The organism is Vibrio sp. 1288 (assembly GCF_033344475.1).
Map to the genome: position 1 here is coordinate 1 of NZ_JAWPOX010000905.1, position 570 is coordinate 570.

The 570-nt window shown below is 46.8% G+C and carries 1 protein-coding gene; it reads left to right on the plus strand.

Going from position 1 to position 570, the window contains the following annotated elements:
- Window positions 1–463, plus strand: a 463-nt coding sequence (locus R8O11_RS30010; RefSeq protein WP_318195233.1) for an ABC transporter permease subunit, incomplete at its 5' end; no start/stop codon positions are given.
- Window positions 464–570 lie beyond the last annotated feature (107 nt).

A 570-nucleotide genomic window follows, 5' to 3' on the forward strand; every position in this document is an offset into this window, starting at 1 on the left:
TTTGGAATACCCAGAACTGAAAGGTTTCAACTTCAAAGGTGGGATCAGCATTATTCCTGAGCTAGCAGCTTTGCTATTGGCGTTAAGTGTTTACACCGCCGCCTTTATTGCGGAAATCGTACGCTCCGGTATCAACGCGGTGAGTCATGGTCAAACAGAGGCCGCGATGTCACTTGGTTTGCCTCGTGCTAAAACGCTCAAGCTGGTTGTTATCCCTCAAGCTTTGAGAATCATCATTCCTCCACTCACAAGCCAATACTTGAACTTAACGAAGAACTCTTCGTTGGCAATGGCTATTGGTTATCCGGATCTGGTTTCTGTGTTTGCTGGTACAACCTTGAACCAGACAGGACAAGCCATTGAGATCATCGCGATGACAATGGGCGTTTATCTAACGCTGAGCTTGCTCACGTCTGCGTTAATGAACTTGTACAACCGCAAAGTTGCGCTGGTGGAGAGATAATATGAGTACATATCAATTTCAGCCCGATCTCCCGCCACCATCAAATACCGTTGGCGTGGTTGGGTGGTTACGCAAGAATTTGTTTAATGGCCCAGTCAACTCCATTG